General features: G+C 72.3%; 13 protein-coding genes. 7 read left to right on the top strand and 6 right to left on the bottom strand.

From position 1 onward, the window contains the following. Nucleotides 1-147: 147 nt before the first annotated feature. Both ACFYV5_RS16600 and ACFYV5_RS16605 read right to left on the bottom strand, forming a co-directional pair. A complete protein-coding gene (locus ACFYV5_RS16600; RefSeq protein ID WP_389168977.1) occupies nt 148-780 on the bottom strand; it encodes a DUF3017 domain-containing protein in 633 nt (210 codons plus the stop codon). A gap of 2 nt (nt 781-782) precedes the next feature. Continuing rightward, on the bottom strand, nt 783-1,643 hold the full coding sequence (locus ACFYV5_RS16605) for a bifunctional methylenetetrahydrofolate dehydrogenase/methenyltetrahydrofolate cyclohydrolase (protein ID WP_389168979.1): 861 nt from the start codon (nt 1,641-1,643) through the stop codon (nt 783-785). A gap of 245 nt (nt 1,644-1,888) precedes the next feature. Between ACFYV5_RS16605 and ACFYV5_RS16610 the strand changes: the two genes are divergently transcribed. Next, nucleotides 1,889-2,494: a hypothetical protein gene (locus ACFYV5_RS16610; protein ID WP_389168981.1), complete on the top strand. Its 606-nt coding sequence runs from the start codon at nt 1,889-1,891 to the stop codon at nt 2,492-2,494. Nucleotides 2,495-2,593: 99 nt separating this feature from the next. Here the strand turns inward: ACFYV5_RS16610 and ACFYV5_RS16615 are convergent, their stop codons facing one another. Next, the gene (locus tag ACFYV5_RS16615) at nt 2,594-4,045 is read right to left on the bottom strand and encodes a DUF2079 domain-containing protein (protein ID WP_389168983.1); all 1,452 of its coding nucleotides are present in this window, start codon (nt 4,043-4,045) and stop codon (nt 2,594-2,596) included. A gap of 421 nt (nt 4,046-4,466) precedes the next feature. On the opposite strand from ACFYV5_RS16615, the gene ACFYV5_RS16620 reads away from it, so the two are divergent. The 5 genes from ACFYV5_RS16620 to ACFYV5_RS16640 all read left to right on the top strand — a co-directional run bounded on the left by ACFYV5_RS16620 (nt 4,467) and on the right by ACFYV5_RS16640 (nt 9,351). Then, nucleotides 4,467-4,853 (top strand): peptidase inhibitor family I36 protein, encoded by a 387-nt coding sequence (locus ACFYV5_RS16620; protein ID WP_355105308.1) that lies wholly within the window; start codon nt 4,467-4,469, stop codon nt 4,851-4,853. A 109-nt stretch (nt 4,854-4,962) separates the two neighbouring features. After that, the gene (locus ACFYV5_RS16625) at nt 4,963-5,964 is read left to right on the top strand and encodes a hypothetical protein (protein ID WP_389168985.1); all 1,002 of its coding nucleotides are present in this window, start codon (nt 4,963-4,965) and stop codon (nt 5,962-5,964) included. 1 nt (nt 5,965) lies between these two features. Next, nucleotides 5,966-7,348, top strand: a complete 1,383-nt coding sequence (locus tag ACFYV5_RS16630) for a hypothetical protein (RefSeq protein WP_389168987.1) — start codon at nt 5,966-5,968, stop codon at nt 7,346-7,348. Continuing rightward, nucleotides 7,341-8,051: an ABC transporter ATP-binding protein gene (locus tag ACFYV5_RS16635; RefSeq protein ID WP_355105302.1), complete on the top strand. Its 711-nt coding sequence runs from the start codon at nt 7,341-7,343 to the stop codon at nt 8,049-8,051. Before ACFYV5_RS16630 ends, ACFYV5_RS16635 begins: the two co-directional genes overlap by 8 nt. Then, on the top strand, nt 8,041-9,351 hold the full coding sequence (locus ACFYV5_RS16640; RefSeq protein ID WP_355105300.1) for an ABC transporter permease: 1,311 nt from the start codon (nt 8,041-8,043) through the stop codon (nt 9,349-9,351). Before ACFYV5_RS16635 ends, ACFYV5_RS16640 begins: the two co-directional genes overlap by 11 nt. Before the next feature lie 125 nt (nt 9,352-9,476). Here ACFYV5_RS16640 and ACFYV5_RS16645 read toward each other — a convergent pair whose 3' ends face one another. Continuing rightward, complete coding sequence (locus tag ACFYV5_RS16645; RefSeq protein ID WP_389168990.1) at nt 9,477-10,484, bottom strand: ArsR/SmtB family transcription factor; 1,008 nt, start codon at nt 10,482-10,484, stop codon at nt 9,477-9,479. 145 nt (nt 10,485-10,629) lie between these two features. On the opposite strand from ACFYV5_RS16645, the gene ACFYV5_RS16650 reads away from it, so the two are divergent. After that, nucleotides 10,630-11,103 carry a peptidoglycan-binding protein gene (locus ACFYV5_RS16650; RefSeq protein ID WP_389168992.1) on the top strand — a complete coding sequence of 158 codons (474 nt, stop codon included), beginning with the start codon at nt 10,630-10,632 and terminating at the stop codon, nt 11,101-11,103. A 143-nt stretch (nt 11,104-11,246) separates the two neighbouring features. On the opposite strand, the gene purH is transcribed toward ACFYV5_RS16650, so the two are convergent. Together purH and purN are read right to left on the bottom strand one after the other, a co-directional pair. Then, complete coding sequence (gene purH, locus ACFYV5_RS16655) at nt 11,247-12,809, bottom strand: bifunctional phosphoribosylaminoimidazolecarboxamide formyltransferase/IMP cyclohydrolase (RefSeq protein ID WP_355105294.1); 1,563 nt, start codon at nt 12,807-12,809, stop codon at nt 11,247-11,249. Next, nucleotides 12,806-13,420 carry a phosphoribosylglycinamide formyltransferase gene (purN, locus tag ACFYV5_RS16660; RefSeq protein ID WP_355105964.1) on the bottom strand — a complete coding sequence of 205 codons (615 nt, stop codon included), beginning with the start codon at nt 13,418-13,420 and terminating at the stop codon, nt 12,806-12,808. The genes purH and purN overlap by 4 nt, the downstream gene beginning before the upstream one ends. Between the last annotated feature and the right edge of the window lie 216 nt (nt 13,421-13,636).

A 13,636-nucleotide genomic window follows, 5' to 3' on the forward strand; every position in this document is an offset into this window, starting at 1 on the left:
GGGGGGGTGGGTTTTGGTCCCGTCGGGGCCCACCGGCGCGGGCGGCCGGTGCACCCATTGGGGGGGGGCCGGGGGGCCCCCGGGGGGGGGCCCCCCCCCCCGCGGGGGGGGGGGGGGGGGCCCCCGCCGCTGTGGCGTCATGAGCGCCTAGGTGATCGTGAGATGGAGGATGTCCTCGAGGAAGGGGATCCTCAGCCACGGGGCCGGCTGCACCATGAGCGCCAGCAGCACGATGAGCCCGCCCATGACCCCGTACGTGACCATGTCGGTGAACCGCGACCGTACGGCGAGCATCCCGACGGACGGCAGCGCGCGCCGCAGCCCCGCGCCGGTGAGCAGCGCGACGCCGACGAGGATGCCCCCGACCCGGAACGACTGGGGGAACAGATCCGTCCCGACGACGAACAGCCCCAGCGCCGTCAGCCCGAGCACCGTCAGCAACGGCCACTGCCGCGCCGGCGCGGGCGCGTCACCGGGGGCGGCCCGGCCGCCGCCCTCGGGCCGTGCGGTGTCGGTGGTCACGGCGGGCGGACGCCGCGAGCGCCCGGGGGCGTCCGGGGCGGCAGCGCCCTTGTCGGAACCCTCGGCAGGAGCCTGAGCCTCGGCGGAGTCCTTCGCCTCGAAGTCCTGCGGCGCAGGGTCCGCCGCCGCGAGGTCCTTCGCCGCACCGTCCGTCGCCGCACCGTCCTTCGGCGCGGCGTCCGTCGGCGCGGCGGGCTCCCGTTCCTCGTCCGGGTCCCCGGCGCCGGGGGCGCCCTGGGTGCTCACGCGCGAGGTCATCGTCAGAGCGCCTCGGCCGCGCGCTCCGCGGCCTCGACGACGTTGACCAGGAGCTGCGCACGGGTCATCGGGCCCACACCGCCCGGGTTCGGCGAGATCCAGCCCGCGACCTCGGCGACGCCCGGGTGCACATCGCCCATGATCCTGCCCTCGTCATTGCGCGAGACACCGACGTCGAGCACGGCCGCGCCCGGCTTCACGTCCTCCGGCTTGATCAGGTGCGGCACACCGGCGGCCGCGATGATGATGTCGGCCCGCCGCAGGTGCGCGGCCAGGTCCTTCGTACCCGTGTGGCACTGCGTGACCGTCGCGTTCTCCGAGCGGCGGGTCAGCAGCAGCGGCATGGGGCGCCCGATGGTGACGCCGCGCCCGACGACCACGACCTCCGCCCCCTTGATCTCCACGCCGTGGCGGCGCAGCAGCGTGACGATGCCGTTCGGCGTGCACGGCAGCGGCGCCGGCTCGTTCAGGACGAGACGGCCGAGGTTCATCGGGTGCAGTCCGTCCGCGTCCTTGGCCGGGTCCATCAGCTCCAGGACGCGGTTCTCGTCGATGCCCTTGGGGAGCGGGAGCTGCACGATGTAACCGGTGCACTCCGGGTCCTCGTTGAGCTCGCGGACGACCGCCTCGATCTCTTCCTGGGTAGCCGTGGCGGGCAGTTGGCGCTGGATGGAGGCGATGCCGACCTGTGCGCAGTCGCGGTGCTTGCCGGCGACGTACTTCTGGCTGCCCGGGTCGTCGCCGACCAGGATCGTGCCGAGGCCGGGCGTGACGCCCTTCTCCTTCAGAGCCGCCACACGGGCGGTCAGGTCGGACTTGATCGCGGCTGCGGTGGCCTTGCCATCGAGAATCTGGGCGCTCATGGCCCCATCCTCCCGGATGACCCCTCGCTTGTTCCAATTCGGCCGCGTACGGCTCGGCGGCGGGTGTCCGGAGAGGTTGCACTTGCACAACTCCCAGCATTCCGACTGGACAAAAAGTCGATGCTGCGACGACGATTACCGCGCAGTGCCGCGGGCAGTGCCGGGGGGCACATCACTCATAAGCCGTGAGAGGTTCCTCCGCGCGGGCCGCGTCGTCCCCGCACAACCCACGGAGGAAACCCGCGATGAGCTTCGGCGACCCGAACAACCCCTACGGCCAGCCGCAGGGCCAGCAGCCCGGATACGGTCAGCCGCAGGGCCAGCAGCAGCCCGGATACGGCTACCCGCAGGGCCAGCAGCAGCCGGGATACGGCTACCCGCAGGCGCCGCCGGTCCAGCCGTACGGCGCGGGCGGCTACCCGCAGGGGCCGACCAAGATGCCCGGTCTGATGACCGCGGCGCGCGTGATCATGTTCATCGTGGCGGGCCTGCAGATCATCATCGGCATCATCGCCGGCATCGGCATCGCCGCCGCCTCGGAGGCGGTCGACTCGGACGCCGCGACCGGCCTGGCCGGGCTCGGCTTCGCCATCGTCTTCATCCTGCTGCTCCTGGCCGGCCTGGCGATCTTCCTCGCCGTGAAGTTCGCCACCGGCGGCACGGCGATACGCGTCCTCACCATCATCTACGCCTCGCTGGTGATCCTCGGCGGCCTCGGCAACTTCGCCTCGGGCGAGCCCACCGGCGTCCCCGGCGGCATCATCAGCCTCGCCATCGGCGGCATCATCCTCGCCTCGATGGTGAACTCGCAGGCGTCCGCCTGGTTCAACCGCCCGCGCCAGCAGTACTGATCCGAACGGATCCCGTCACGCGAAGGGGCCCGGTTCCGTCTGGAACCGGGCCCCTTCGCATATGCGTACATAGCGCGCACATGCCGCGCCCGTACCGCGTCACACGCGACGCAGCACCGCGAACTGCCCCGCCCGCAGCGACACCTCGTACCGTGCCTCCGGGTGCAGTGACGCCGCCAGCTGGACCGGGTCCGTGACCGGCTGGGACCAGCCCGAGTCGAGGTCGAGGGCGAGGAAGTCGGGGCTGACGCCCTTCGCCCCGCCGACCCAGTAGACGGTGCGGTCCGCCGTGAGGTGGGCCATGAGCGTCACGTTGGTCTCCACGCTCGCCCCCTCCGGCACCGCGTCGACCGCCCGCCGGGCGTCCAGCGTCCGGGTGTCCGTCCGGTACGTCTCCGAGCGGAGCAGCTCCCGCAGCGGCAGGTCCAGGGCGACCACGATCGAGACCGCCGTGACGACGGGGACGGCCACCTTCCCGTACGCGACGAGCCAGCCGCGCGGCGACGTGCGGACGGCCCGGACCGCGTCGACCAGCGCGAGGAAGACGATCGGCATCAGGATGGCGCTGTAGTGCCAGATCAACCCCCAGTGGTTCGGGTCCTGGGAGAGGAAGCGCCAGCCGAGCGTCGGCAGCACGAGCAGCATCAGCGGGGAGCGCAGGGCGAGGAAACCCGTGATGCCGACGAGGAAGAAGAGCATCTCCCACTTGACGTCGGAGCCGAGCGACGAGAGCACGGCGTGCGCGAAGGAGACGTCCGCCCCTTCGCTCGACTTCTCGATCTTGGCCCAGTAGTCGTACTGGCCGACGCGGCTGGCGGCGGGGATCAGGACCAGGACCGTCAGGGCGAAGAAGGCGGTGCCGAACGCGGCAAGGGCGGCGCCGAGGCGCTTCTGCCCCCGCAGGAAGAGGACCGCGCCGACCATGGCGACGGTCAGCCCCATGTCCTCCTTGACCAGGACGAGGGGGGCGGACCAGGCGGCGGCAGCGGTCCAGCGCCCCAGGAGCAGGGCCCGGCAGGTGAGGGCGAGGAGCGGGACGGCGAAGGCGATCTCGTGGAAGTCGGACTTGACCGCCTCCTGCAGGCCCCAGGACAGGCCGTAGGCGACGGTGAGGGCGAGGCCGGCCGCGCGGCTGCCGAGCACCTGCTGCGCGGTGCGGCCGACGACGACGGCGGAGGCGGCGAAGAGCGCGGCCTGCGCGAAGAGCAGCGCGAGCGGGGAGGACCAGATCCAGTACAGGGGCGCGAGGAGTGCGGTGACCGGACTGAAGTGGTCCCCGAGTATGAGGAAGCCGGGCCCCTTGATGTCGACGATGGGCGCCCGGAGCTCGGCGTAGGCCCGGACCGACTGGTTGAAGATCCCGAGGTCCCAGGAGGGCGTACGGAACTGCGCGTACTGCACCCACGAGTAGAGGAAGTACAGCGCGCAGAGCACCCCCGCCACCAGGACGTAGGGGCGCAGGGGCACCCGGGAGGGGCTGTCGTCCGGCGGCCCGGCGCCGGTCTCCGGGGCGGACGTCTCCGCCGCAGCCCCGTTCTGTACATCCAACACCGCGCCCCCACCTAGCAGCCGCCGACAAAAGAGCAACCCATTAGACCAGAGAGCACACGACCGGCGGAATCTTCGGTCGGCCCGCAGGGAAGGGCATACCGGGAAAGAAGATCAAGAGACTGTGATGCGCGTCACATTGACGGGAGTTGGAATTCGTCACTCCACCCCCATCCGTCCCCCGCCCGTTCCCATCCGTCTGCGATTCCCACTGGCTACGGGCGGAGCGGGTGCGTTCGCGCACGGATTCGTCACGAGCGGAATCATTCGATCACGCTGCGGTATTTCGGCCACGTTTCGGCGGCGCTGGCCCGAACTCGCCCTGCGGAGCAAAAAGTTCCGTCCGGTGTCCTGAATCGCTGTGCTAGCTTCCTCGACCGGCAAGACCGTTTCTCCCACTCACTGCACGTGAAAGGAAGAGCACATGGTCAAGCGCAAGGTGTTGTCCGCCGTACTCGGCACGGCGGCCGCGGCCGGTCTGACGATGGTCGCCTCGGCTCCCGCCCAGGCTGTCGACCGGAACTGTTACGACGGCAACTTCTGCGTCTACCAGGCGAAGGAGTTCAACACCAACTACCCGATGTACCGCTTCAGCGGCGCGGACTCCAACTGGTCCGACCAGTCGGCGATCTACGACAACGACAGCTCCTGGAGAAACCGCTGGAGCGTCACGGTGAAGGTCTACGCCCTGGCCAACTACTCCATCGTGAACACCTGCTTCAACCCGGGCTATCAGCTGGGATCGAGCGGCAGCAGCTCGCAGAACGACAACGGCCGCTCGCACAAGTGGGACGGCACCAGCTGGTGCTGACCCGCCACCCGGCGGAACGCGTCGTCGCACCACGGTGAACAGCCGGATGCCTCCCCCTCGTCGCAGGAGGGGGAGGCATCCGGCCCACGATAGCCCCGAGAGGACCCAGATGCTCCCCCGTCACCGGATCGGCGCCGGCCTGGCCGCCGCCGCCCTGACCGCACTCGTCGGCTGCAGTTCGGGCTCCGACGCCGGCCGCGACGCGGCGGGCGACCCGTCCGGCGGCCCCGCGGCCGCCGCCCCCGACTCGGCGAGCGCCGCCAAGGCCACCCAGGCCTTCAACTCGGCCAAAGAACTCGGCCGCCAAGTCGGTGCGATGGAGCTGCAGATCACCAAGAAGTGCATGGTCTCGCAGGGGTTCACGGTGCATCCGCCGGACCCCGTCCCCATGCCGGACGCGGACGGCGCGGACGCCCCCGAGGGCCGCGTCTCCCCCACCTCCGAGCAGGCCGCGCAGCGCGGTTACGGTGCCGCGCCGGACGCCGGCGACACGCGGCCGGACAACTCCACCCAGGAGCAGCCCGGCCCCTGGCGGGACCTGCCCGACGCGGAGAAGCAGCGGTACACACTGGCCAAGAGCGGCGACCCCGACCAGCTGGTCAGCTACGAGACCGGGGAGGGCAAGTTCTCCTCGCCCAGCGGCGGCTGCATGGGCGAGACCCGCAAGAAGCTCTACGGCGACATGCCGAAGTATCTCCGCCTCATGTGGCTGACCGACAACGGAATGCGCCACGAGGCCGGCCGGCAGGCCGAACAGTCGGACGCATTCCTCAAAGCCATCGGAAACTGGTCCTCCTGCATGGAGAAGGCAGGTTACGGCGGACTGAAGTCGCCGACCGACGCGGTGAAGAAGGCCAAGGATTATTACGGCGGAAAGGACGCCGGAAAGAATCTCGACGCGGCGGCCGTCGAAGCCGGCCGGAAGAATGAGATCGCCCAGGCGAAAGCCGATGCCCGGTGCGCCGACACCTCGAAATACGACACGATCTGGCGCACCGCGAATCAGAAGGCACTGACCGCGCTCTACGTCAAGAACGAGGCGGATCTCGTCGCCTATCAGGAAGTCCTGACCGAGGCTCAGAAGAAGGCCCAGAAAATGCTGGAGTCCTGAGGTGGAGAACAGCGGCGGGGGCCGCGTCGAGCACGGCGAGGGCCTTGCCGAGGACCACGAGATCGTCGGCGGCGGCGGGCGTGGTGACGGCGGTGACGGCGGCGCGAGCCCGCGGCGGCGCTGGGGCCGGATAGCCGCCGCGACCGGCGTCGTGGCCGTTCTGGCGGCGAGCGGCAGCGCCTGGCTCGCGGCCTCCCAGGCCCGTACGCCCGAGCAGCGCGCCGCCTCCGCCGCCGCTCCCCCGCGCTCCAGCGTCACCGTGCCCGCCGAGGCGGGCCCCCTGGTCGACCGCAGGACCTGGGACGGCACCCTGACCCGCAGCAGCAACCTGGTCGTGCGCGGTCCCGAGTCGGGCGAGGGGGCGGCCCGGCAGGTCGTGACCCGGCTGTCGGTGAAGGCCGGCGACAAGCTGGCCAACGGGTCGCTGGGGGCGGAGATCTCCGGCCGTCCGCTGTTCCTCCTGGAAGGGGCGTTCCCGGCCTACCGCGATCTGAGCGAGGGCATGCAGGGCCCGGACGTGCGCCAGCTCCAGCGGGCCTTGCAGCAGGTGTACGGGACTCCCCTCACCGGCACGTTCGACGACCGCACGGCCCGCGACCTGAAGCGGCTGTACCGGAGCGCGGGCTACCGGCCGATGCTCGGCAACGAGGGCGGCACGAACCCCGGCTCCGGCAGCACAGGCGGCAAGACCGGCGGGGCCGAGAACGGCGGAGGCGCCACCGGAGCCACAGGAGCCACCGGAGCGACCACCTCGTCCTCCGGGACCGGGTCCTCAGGGACCGCCGGGGCGCCGCCCCCCGCCACCCGGACCGTCGTCACCCTCCCCATGTCCGAGGTCGTCTTCATGGGCTCGCTCCCCGCGACCGTCGGCGAGGTCTCCGGCCGGGTCGGCGCGAACGCCTCGGAGCCCCTCTTCACCGTGACCGGCGGCCGCTGGCAGATCAAGGTCTCGGTGACGGACACGGCCCTGCCCGACTTCACCTCCCTTCCCCAGGGCACGCGCGCGAAGATCTCCGGCGACCGGCTCGGCGGGGCCGCGCTCCAGGGCTCGTACGAGAGGGTGTCGACCGGGACCCCGCGGCACGCGTTCTTCGACGTCACCGGCGCCGTGCCGGACACGGCGCTCGGCAGCTCCGTCAAGGTCGAGGCCGTCCGCCGCAGCAGCTCGCCCGACTCCCTCATCGTCCCCGTCTCCGCGCTGTGGACCGACCCGGCCGGGCTCGTCTCGGTCACCGTCGTCCAGGGCGACCGGCGCCGACACGTGCCGGTGGACGTGGGCCTCACCGTCGGCGGCCGGGCGGCCGTGACCGGCGCCGACCCCGCCCTCGTGAAGGGCGCGCAGCTGCTCGTCGGGTACGCCTACCGGGAGGACGGCCTTGGCTGACGCCGCCGGCACGCGTGCCGAACCGCCCCAGGAGCGGCAGCGAGTGGTGATCTCGATGCGCGGGGTCTCCAAGACCTACCCGGCCGCCACACCCGTGACCGCCCTCAAGGACGCGACGCTGGAGATCCGTACCGGCGAGATGGTCGCCATCACCGGCCCTTCCGGCTCGGGCAAGTCCACCCTGCTCAACATCCTCGGCCTGCTCGACACCGCCACCGGCGGCACGTACGCCATGGACGGCGTCGACGTCCGGACGCTGGGCGAGCGGGAGCGGACCCGGCTGCGGGCGACCCGGCTCGGGTTCGTGTTCCAGTCGTTCCATCTGGTGCCGTACCTGACCTGTCTGCGCAATGTGCAACTGCCTCTGGTCCACACGCGCCACCCGCGCGCCGATCGGCGTGAGCGGGCCGAGCAGGCCCTGCGGTCGGTCGGGCTCGGCCACCGGATGTCCGCGCGCCCCACGACGCTCTCCGGCGGCGAGCGGCAGCGCGTCGCGCTGGCGCGGGCCGTGGTGCACCAGCCGTCGGTCCTGCTCTGCGACGAGCCGACCGGAAACCTGGACTCCGCCAACACCGACCAGGTCATGACCCTGCTGCGCGGGCTCGTGACCCCGGAGCGCACGGTCGTCGTCGTGACCCACGAGCGGGACGTGGCCGAGCGGGCCGACCGCGAACTGAGGGTCGTGGACGGACATGTGGCCTGAGCGGCGCGGTCGCGGGAAGGGGCGGCGGGAGCGGACCGGTACGGCGTTCGCGGACATCGTCGTCCAGGCGGTCCACGCCGTCCTCGGGCGCCGGCTGCGCTCCGTCCTCACCGTCCTCGGCATCGCGCTCGGCATCGCCGCCGCGCTGGCGACCACCGGCATCACGGCGAGCGCCGCCGACGCCGTCTCCGGCCGCTTCGACGCGTTGAAGGCGACCGCCGTGACCGTGCGCTTCCACAACGAGGCGGCGCGGCCGACGACCGCGGCGGCGGTACGGGCGCGGAAGCTGAACGGCGTACGGTCGGCCGGTCTGCTGTGCACCACCGACGAGCGTCCGACGGTCTCGGCCCTCGGCCCCGGTTACGACTGGGCGACCCCGCAGGACCTGCGGGTCCTGGCCGCCGACGAGGGAGCCCTCGCGGCCCTCGGTGTCACCGCCCGCTCGGGGCGGCTGCCGGACGCGGGGCACATGGCGCGCGGCGACGCGGTGGCGCTGGTGGACACGGTGGCCGCCAAGGCGCTCGGCCTGGACGCCCTCCTCGAACAGACCCCGGAGGCGGCCCCCTCGGTCCATCTCGCGGGCCGGCCCTTCACGGTGATCGGCAGCTTCCGGGCACCGGCCGGGGAGTCGCGGCTGACCGGCAGCGTGATCGTCCCGTACGCCTCCTGCGCGACGGACGGCGGAGTCCTGAACCGCCCCCAGGAGACCGGAAGCGGTGCCGGCGGTGACGGCGGCGAGAAGAGCAACGGGCGGAACCTGGTCTTCGGCGCCACCGAGGCGGTCCTGCGCACCGAACTGGGCGCCGCGCAGCAGGTCGGGCAGGAGGCCCCGCTGGCGCTCTTCCCGGAGGGACCGGACCGGCTCGCGGCCATCGTCCCGGCCGATCTCGGGTCCTTCCGCGGCGGGGTGGAGAGCGAGACCAGGGCCTTGTTCCTCGGTCTGGCCGGGGTGTCGCTGCTCATCGGCGCGCTCGGCGTCAGCAACACCACGTACGTGTCCGTGGTCGAGCGCCGTTCCGAGATCGGTCTGCGTCGGGCGGTCGGCGCCGGAAGGGCGGCGGTCTCGGCCCAGTTCCTCGTGGAGTGTGGGCTTCTGGGCCTGGTGGGCGGGGTGCTGGGCACGGCTGTGGGGGTGGATGTGACGGCCGGTACGGCGCTCGCGAAGGGCTGGCTGGTGGTCCTCGATCCCCGGCTCACCGTCGCCGGGCCGCTGCTCGGCCTCGCGGTGGGCATGCTGGCGGGGGTGTATCCGGCCCTGGCGGCGTCCCGCATCGCGCCCGCGGAGACGCTACGCGGCTGAACCCCCTTTCGTCGGCGTCCGGTTCTTCCCGCGCGCTCCACGGGCCCGGAGGGCGGGTGAGTGCCGCGCCCCTCCGCGCGCTCCACGGGCCCGGAGGGCCGGGTGGCTGCCGCCCCTCCGCGTGCTCAGGGCCGCGCCGCTCGCGTACCGGCTCGGAGCACCGAGGCGCCGACGGGGGTGAGGGTGTGCAGCACGTTCGCGGCGTGCCGGCTGGTGGTGATCAGCCCCGCGTCGCGCAGCGCGGTGGTGTGTCGGCTCGCGGCGGACGCGGAGACCCCCACGGCCCGGGCGACCTCACCGGTCGTGGCACCGGTCGCCACGGCGCACAGGGCGGCGGCGCGGGCCCGGCCGAGGAGCGAGGCCAGCGGGGCGGCCGGATCGCCCGCCGCCGTCTCGGTGCCCGGCGGCGCGGCGGGCTCGCGCAGCACCGGGTAGCAGAGGACCGGAGGCAGCGACGGGTCGGCGAGACTGTTCGGCGTGCGCCAGGAGAAGTAGGACGGGACCAGGGTGAGGCCCCGGCCGTTCAGCAGCAGATCGCGGTCCTTCGCCGGGTACGCGACGTGCAGGACGGGCCGCCGCCAGCGCATCGTGGGGCCGAGCCCCTGCAGCATGCCCTCGACGCCGCCGTCCAGGATGCCGCGGCAGCGGGCGGACCGTTCGGCGTCGATCTGGGCCTGGATCTGTTCGCGGTACGGGGTGATGGCGACCTCGTGGTAGGCGCGCAGCAGCCGTACGAGCTCGCGGCGGGTCGGCGTCTCGGCCAGCCGCGGGGCCCACGACGGAGCCCCGACCACGCGGTCGAGGGTGGCCATCTCGTACCGGACCCGCCACGGCGGCGCGGCCACGATGGCGTCGAGACCGGCGTCGAATCCGCCGGCCGACTGGGCCGGGGTCAGGAAGTCCGGGAAGTAGGCGGCGCGCGGGAAGAGCGGTAACACCACGGTACGCAGGGCGCGTTCGAGCCCCTGCTCGCGGAGCCGGGCGCGGACGGTCCGGAACCAGCCCGCGTAGGCCCAGCGGCCGGTTCGCGTCTGGAGCCGGTGCAGGCTGGTGGCGATCTCCCAGAGTGGATCCGGCGCGGTGGCCACCCGTGCCCGGCCCAGGTCGGCATCGCTGAAATGGATGCGGAGCATCTCGTTCCCCCCGATGAGCTCAGCTTTTGCGTTCAGCGTCAACAGCATGGCCGCGCGGGTGGCGCCGGGCCAAGGTGGACACGCCGGAACACGGGCGGGACACACCGCCGGTGAAAGGCCTGAACCGACCCTGAAGGGGGAACAGATGAGGATCAAGCTCGGGGCGACGCTCGGTACCGCGGCACTCATGCTCACCGGCCTGGGGGCGATGGCCCCGACCTCCGTCGCCGCGCCCGCGGCGGGACCGGTCGCCGTACAGGAGGCGGACTTCGGCGCGGCCGCCACCGCCTGCGCCTCCTGGACGAAGATCTCGAAGACCTCCACCACGTACATTCGGCTGCCTGCCACCGGCGGCGGCAGCATCACCTGCGAGATGAGCCAGGGGGCCAACGGCAACCACGTCAGGGCTCTGCAGAACGCGCTGAAGTTCTGCTACGGCCGGAGCATCGCCGTCGACGGCTCCTTCGGCCCCGCGACCGCGACGGCACTCCGCTACGCGCAGGGCCAGGCGGGCGCCGGGGTCGACGGCATCTACGGCCCGGAGACCCGCGACAAGATCAAGTGGCCGCGGTTCAACGAGAGCAACGGCTCCCACACCGGTTACTGCGCGACCCGCTGACGGGACGACGGGCCGACGGGCCGGCCCGGAGGACGCGCGGGCGCACGGGGCGCGCAGGGCGCGCGGGGTGCCCGCACGGGGAGGGCCCGCCGGTACGTTCCCGTACCGGCGGGCCCTGCGCTCACGCGTTCGTCCGTCCGCGCTCAGTGGAAGAAGTGGCGCGTGCCCGTGAAGTACATGGTCACGCCGGCCTTCTTCGCGGCCTCGACCACCAGCTCGTCGCGCACCGAACCGCCCGGCTGCACGACCGCCTTGACGCCCGCCGCCGTGAGGATCTCCAGGCCGTCCGGGAACGGGAAGAACGCGTCCGACGCGGCGTACGCGCCACGAGCCCGCTCCTCCCCCGCCCGCTCGACGGCGAGCTTCGCGGAGTCGACGCGGTTGACCTGGCCCATGCCGACGCCGACCGAGGCGCCGTCCTTGGCGAGCAGGATCGCGTTGGACTTGACCGCGCGGCAGGCCTTCCAGGCGAAGGCCAGCTCGGCCAGTTCCTGCTCGGACAGCGCGTCGCCCGTCGCGAGCGTCCAGTTCGCCGGGTCGTCGCCCTCGGCCTGGAGCCGGTCGGTGACCTGAAGGAGGGCGCCGCCGTCGATCGGCTTGACCTCGACCGGGTTGGCCGGGGCGCCCTCGGCACGCAGGACGCGGATGTTCTTCTTCTTCGCCAGGACCTCGACGGCGCCGTCCTCGTACGCCGGCGCCACGATGACCTCGGTGAAGATCTCGGCGACCTGCTCGGCCATCGCCACGGAGACCGGGCGGTTGACGGCGATCACGCCGCCGAACGCGGACAGCGGGTCGCAGGCGTGCGCCTTGCGGTGCGCCTCGGCGACGTCCGCGCCGATCGCGATGCCGCACGGGTTGGCGTGCTTGATGATCGCCACGCACGGCTCGGCGTGGTCGTACGCGGCCCGGCGCGCGGCATCGGTGTCCGTGAAGTTGTTGTACGACATCTCCTTGCCGTGCAGCTGCTCGGCCTCGGCGAGGCCCCCCGTGCCGTCGACGTAGAGCGCGGCTCCCTGGTGCGGGTTCTCGCCGTAGCGCAGGACGTTGTTCCGCTCGTACGTGGCGCCCAGGAAGTCGGGGAAGCCGCTGTCGTCGGCGGCCGCGTAGTCACCGGCGAACCAGGAGGCGACGGCCACGTCGTACGCGGCGGTGTGCTGGAAGGCCTCGGCCGCGAGGCGCTTGCGCGCGGTCAGGTCGAAGCCGCCGCTCGTGACGGCCTCGAGGACGTCGGCGTACCGCGCCGGGCTGGTGACCACGGCCACGGAGGGGTGGTTCTTGGCGGCGGCGCGGACCATGGAGGGGCCGCCGATGTCGATCTGCTCGACGCACTCGTCCGGGGTCGCGCCGGAGGCGACGGTCTCCTTGAACGGGTAGAGGTTCACGATCACCAGGTCGAAGGGCTCGACGCCCAGTTCGGCGAGCTGGTTGCGGTGGTCCTCCAGGCGCAGGTCGGCGAGGATTCCGGCGTGCACGCGCGGGTGGAGCGTCTTGACGCGGCCGTCCAGGCACTCGGGGAAGCCGGTCAGCTCCTCGACCTTGGTGACCGGGACGCCGGCCGCGGCGATCTTCGAGGCGGTGGAGCCGGTGGAGACGAGGGAGACACCCGCCTCGTGCAGGCCGCGGGCCAGCTCCTCAAGGCCGGTCTTGTCGTAGACGCTGACGAGTGCGCGGCGGATGGGGCGCTTCGTACCTTCGGCGGTCACGGGATTGTTACCTTTCGTCCCTCAATGCGGTAGCCGTGCCGGGCCAGACGCCCCACGACCTCGACGAGCAGCGAACGCTCGACTTCCTTGATGCGCTCATGGAGCGCGGCTTCATCGTCCTCGTCCCGGACCTCGACCACGCCCTGGGCGATGATCGGGCCGGTGTCGACACCGTCGTCGACGAAGTGGACGGTGCATCCGGTGACCTTCGCGCCGTACGCGAGTGCGTCCCGCACTCCATGGGCACCGGGAAAACTGGGGAGCAGCGCCGGGTGGGTGTTGACGACCCGACCGCCGAAGCGCGCGAGGAACTCCTTGCCGACGATCTTCATGAAGCCGGCCGAGACGACGAGGTCGGGCTCGTACGCGGCGGTGGCCTCGGCCAGGGCGCGGTCCCACGCGTCACGGGTCGGGTGGTCCTTGACCTTGCACACGAAGGTGGGCAGCCCGGCCCGCTCGGCACGCTCCAGGCCGGCGATGTTCTCGCGGTCGGCGCCGACGGCGACGATCTCCGCTCCGTACCCCTCGGGGTCGGCGGCGATGGCGTCGAGCAGGGCCTGGAGGTTGGTGCCGGACCCGGAGACCAGGACGACGAGACGGGCGGCGGCCACGCGGTCACTCTTTCCGTGGTGTTTGTACGGTCGCACGAAGGAATCGTGCCTCTGGATACGGGGAACCCTACGAAGGGCCCGACCGTCAGCAACGATACCGGCACACCGGACGGCCCCCACGGGACGGGGGCGCGGCCGGGGGGTAGCGTCTGGGTTCGACGACAGTTCGACGACAGTTGATACACCGACCGGGAGACCGGTCGGGACCGCAGTTGA

Origin of the sequence: Streptomyces sp. NPDC003035 (genome assembly GCF_042888285.1) — a bacterium.
Taxonomy (GTDB): domain Bacteria; phylum Actinomycetota; class Actinomycetes; order Streptomycetales; family Streptomycetaceae; genus Streptomyces.

Coding starts and splice junctions, on each gene's coding strand:
- ACFYV5_RS16610 (WP_389168981.1), top strand. CDS start 1,889: ATGAGCTTCGGCGACCCGAACAACCCCTACGGCCAGCCGCAGGGCCAG.
- ACFYV5_RS16605 (WP_389168979.1), bottom strand. CDS start 1,643: ATGAGCGCCCAGATTCTCGATGGCAAGGCCACCGCAGCCGCGATCAAG.
- ACFYV5_RS16600 (WP_389168977.1), bottom strand. CDS start 780: ATGACCTCGCGCGTGAGCACCCAGGGCGCCCCCGGCGCCGGGGACCCG.
- ACFYV5_RS16645 (WP_389168990.1), bottom strand. CDS start 10,484: ATGCTCCGCATCCATTTCAGCGATGCCGACCTGGGCCGGGCACGGGTG.
- ACFYV5_RS16650 (WP_389168992.1), top strand. CDS start 10,630: ATGAGGATCAAGCTCGGGGCGACGCTCGGTACCGCGGCACTCATGCTC.
- ACFYV5_RS16625 (WP_389168985.1), top strand. CDS start 4,963: ATGCTCCCCCGTCACCGGATCGGCGCCGGCCTGGCCGCCGCCGCCCTG.
- ACFYV5_RS16640 (WP_355105300.1), top strand. CDS start 8,041: ATGTGGCCTGAGCGGCGCGGTCGCGGGAAGGGGCGGCGGGAGCGGACC.
- ACFYV5_RS16620 (WP_355105308.1), top strand. CDS start 4,467: ATGGTCAAGCGCAAGGTGTTGTCCGCCGTACTCGGCACGGCGGCCGCG.